Raw genomic sequence first — 3,090 nt, 5'->3', positions numbered from 1 at the left:
CCGAATATATTCCGTCCATTTTATTTGCCCCCGAATATCCGTGATATCCCCGTCAACATTCGTTCCTCGATCCAGATCGCTCCGGCAGACTGTCTTGCAAAATCTTCCATGTCATCTGCCGGACTCTCCCTCAGAAAGAACCGGATCAGCAGGCCATACTGCTCAATGGCGCTTGATCCGATTTCTTCCCTTGCTTTTGCGATCAGTTTCCCAGGTCGCCAAATCCCACAGCCTTGAGCAACTCGTTTCCGAAAGCGGAAGCAAGACCAGGATAAATCTTGAAGTCTTCCTGAATCCGGGCCTTGTCTTCAGGATGAACAGCATCCAGACAAAGCCCTTCCAGGGCCTTTGCCGGAGATTTCATCATCTGCTTCTGACAGCGATCCACTGACGGAGTTTTTGGGCGTTTGAAACGAAATGCTTTTTCAATTTCTACGTCTGCGAAAGGGTCATTAAAACTGTGTTTAAATTCTTTGTAATCGCCTGCATTTTCTTCTGGCATTTTTCTTCTCCTGTTATTTTTAGTAGGTCTGATTGAGGCGTGCCGAAATCAGACAACTCATAATGTCGGTTTTCGCTTGCGCTCAAACCGACCTACGCATCTGTTTATATTTGTTCAAAATCCTAAAAGTTTTTTGCGAAGCTTTTTTTCAAAAAAGCGACCCTCTTCAAAATCCCTTTTAATATGCCGGGGTTCCATCCCATTCGATTGGACTCAACACCACAAAATCGAATTTGAGCGCGCCCACGTTATCCTCATCCTGCTTGCCTGAAGTGTCAGACTTTGTGATCATAACGTCTGGCAGCTTGTCCGTGATTGTGGGCTGACCATCATTTGCGTAAGACACGTTGATATTGAACGGCGTGGTCTTGTAATACGATCCTCCGAGGGATTTTCTGAGACGTTCAGCCTCATCACGATCCAGAGTCATGGAGCCGCTTGCCTTGTAGTTTTTCCTGCCGTATCCTCTGGGCTTGCCGCCTTTGCCATATCTTGCTTCGACCGGCCTTTCATCCGCGTAGCTGATTTCGGTTATGCCCACAGCTCCGCCGGAAGGCAGCTGGATTTCTATTCCTTCCCAGTCATAAAGATTTCCGTTAATAGGCATTTAGTACCTCCTGTTTTAGCTGGCCTGTTTCAGCCTTGGGTCAAAGGATCCGCCCGCATATGTGTAGCCAGCATAGAGCTTGATGGATCTTATGATCGGTATGCCGATCAGGGTCATTTCCACAGCCACACCATTATTTACGATGTCCTGGCCTGTCGGGATGCTGACCTTGTAACCGGCCATTTCCTGGGGCACAGAAGCCGTCATTGTTCCAAGCGCCGTTTCTATACTTGCCTTGAGATAGTTGATTCCGCTGGCTCCGCCTTCACGCACAGGATCTCCGGCTTCATCATAAAGAGCTTTCAGGGCCGCGATTCTTGCCAGCCTAACAGCCTTGAACACGACACGGAGCACTTCCTCATACCTGTAGTCGCTTGTCGCGTCCGCCATTGTCCTTGAGTCTCCCCAGTAAGGAGATTCAAGCCCGGCGTAATACTTGGCAGTCACAAACCCGGATGCTTCGAGCTGTTTCTGCATCGCGTCCGTGAAGCCTGAAGGCAGCGCGCCCTGGGAAATTCCTCCGTCACGTACTCGGCCAGCGGCCCTCATGACAGGGATTGAAAGAACCCTTCCGGCAAGAAGACCTGCCCAGTTCCTTGTGATGCGCTTGCCTGTTATGTCAGAGGCTTCTCCAAAAGCTGAACATACGATCACGAATCTGTGGCTGAATCCCTGACGCTTTTTGATCATTGCCGCCGTCCAGGTGTTCAGATCCTCATCAGCATATGGAAGACGGGTTTCCGCCCTGAAATATAAAGGCCTGTGAATCGCCCAGAGAGAATCCGCCTTTACGCCCATGGCTGCCCAGTCAACAGAATCAGACGGCCCGACAATATAGACTGATTCCACGTCAAATCTTGCGAGCGGTTGATCAATGGCTGTCATGATTCCGCTTATGGATGGAACCGGCTCAAGAACCGAAAATGCATAGATTGTTCCGGCCACCTGGGTTCCGGTTGCTGTTATGGTGACGCCGATATCTCCGCATGCGATCACTCCGGAAAGAGGAACAGTCTGCACCTGGGATGTCGAATCACCGCCGTCAAGGCTGAGTGTATATGTGGCCGTGTTCAGAGCGCCTCCCGCGACTATTGTCAGAAGGATGTCAGCTCCGGCCTTTGGCGTTCCTGACGCGGTAATATCCGGCCCGGTTCCTGTCTTTGTCACAGGCCCGATCGGAGTGCGGACGGCGAACATATACCTGTCGCCAGCAATATGGGTTCCTGCGGAAAGGGTCAGGGTAGCGCCTGTCGCGGGTACTGTAATCTGGCCATTCGCCGCTGTCGGAGTTGTGGTTCCGAATGTTGATCCGCCATTGGTTGAAAGCTTGTAAGTGGCCGTGGCAAGCGCCCCGCCCACGACAATCTCCACGACCACGTCGGCATTCAGGGTAGGCGATCCTGTGGCTGTGCCATCAGGCCCAGTGCCAGTATGACGCACTGGAGAAATATAACCGCCAGGCAGCCCGGCAACAGGCACGGCAATAACAACAGAGTCCTGGCCTGATGTGGCGAAAATATCCCTCAGCCTGTCCACAAGAGGCCCGACACCCAAAAGCGCGTTAAGATCCGAAGATCTGCCCAGTAGATAAGCCTTGCCCGGAGTTCCTGTGCTGCAAACTCCCGCCACCATCACGGATCCCGACACGTCACCCGGAGAAATGCCGCTTATGCCATCGTTTAAGAATTCGAGTACATCGCCCATTTATATCCTCCCTCCACCCATTCTGCGGGCCTTGAATCTGTCCAGGGCCGCCATGAAATCCTCACGGCTTACCTGTTTGCCTCCGGCCCATTCAGCTGCCCGGAAAAAGGCGACCCTTTCCCAGTCCGCAAGCCCGGCTTCTTCAGCCAGAGTTTCAATATCAATAATTTCAGGAAGCCCGGAAAAAGCAGATTCTTTCTGCTTTTTTGATCTGGTATCCGCAGCCTGATTTGCTCCATCCTGGATGCCCGTATCCGCTGCGCGTTCGGTTTTGTTT

General features: G+C 51.9%; 5 protein-coding genes. 1 reads left to right on the top strand and 4 read right to left on the bottom strand.

Annotation, left to right across the window (positions count from 1 at the left end; translation table 11 throughout):
* A partial coding sequence (locus K245_RS28430; RefSeq protein ID WP_232223862.1) for a hypothetical protein occupies positions 1–237 on the top strand: 237 nt, incomplete at its 5' end.
* Here K245_RS28430 and K245_RS25820 read toward each other — a convergent pair.
* The 4 genes from K245_RS25820 to K245_RS28160 all read right to left on the bottom strand — a co-directional run.
* Positions 203–502 carry a DUF6848 family protein gene (locus tag K245_RS25820; protein WP_051284513.1) on the bottom strand — a complete coding sequence of 100 codons (300 nt, stop codon included), beginning with the start codon at positions 500–502 and terminating at the stop codon, positions 203–205. The genes K245_RS28430 and K245_RS25820 overlap by 35 nt on opposite strands.
* 178 nt (positions 503–680) lie before the next feature.
* Positions 681–1,109, bottom strand: coding sequence for a hypothetical protein (locus tag K245_RS0121050; RefSeq protein WP_027360749.1), 429 nt, complete (start codon positions 1,107–1,109; stop codon positions 681–683).
* Between the two features lie 15 nt (positions 1,110–1,124).
* The gene (locus K245_RS0121045; protein WP_027360748.1) at positions 1,125–2,813 is read right to left on the bottom strand and encodes a DUF2586 domain-containing protein; all 1,689 of its coding nucleotides are present in this window, start codon (positions 2,811–2,813) and stop codon (positions 1,125–1,127) included.
* Positions 2,814–3,090: hypothetical protein (locus K245_RS28160; RefSeq protein ID WP_027360747.1), on the bottom strand; the 277-nt coding region annotated here is incomplete at its 5' end.

This window comes from Desulforegula conservatrix Mb1Pa, assembly GCF_000426225.1.
GTDB lineage: Bacteria > Desulfobacterota > Desulfobacteria > Desulfobacterales > Desulforegulaceae > Desulforegula > Desulforegula conservatrix.
Note: the sequence above shows the minus strand (reverse complement) of the source record. Positions and strands in the feature narration are given on the sequence as shown.